The following is a 348-nucleotide window of genomic DNA, read 5'->3' as shown; positions in this document are numbered from 1 at the left end:
TCAACTCCGTCATTTGTCGCCCACCCCCGTTTTACCAACGGGAAGTTCAACAGAGCTAAAGGATCGAATAATGTCTAATACAACCAATGCTAAACATCAAAAACTCAGCGATGCTATCGACACTGAACAGTATCTTTACCTGCATGACTTTGCCACCCGCACTGCTGTCTTTTCTCAAGCCATCACTATTTGCCTGAACCTCAACGAAGCCAACGAAGCTTTCCGATCCAACCCTAACTCTGCTAATACTGCCGCGCTAGCGCTCAGCGTTGCCGAGTGCGCTGCATTGAAAACGTTCGCCGTAGAAGCAACAGCACTATTAGGCGAGCATGCGATTGGCGAAACTGA

General features: G+C 48.6%; 1 protein-coding gene. It reads left to right on the top strand.

The features are described 5' to 3' along the window. Positions 1-70: 70 nt before the first annotated feature. A partial coding sequence (locus tag ACVBEF_RS21380; RefSeq protein ID WP_447125902.1) for a hypothetical protein occupies positions 71-348 on the top strand: 278 nt, incomplete at its 3' end.

Source organism: Glaciimonas sp. GG7 (genome assembly GCF_052976905.1).
Note: the sequence above shows the minus strand (reverse complement) of the source record. Positions and strands in the feature narration are given on the sequence as shown.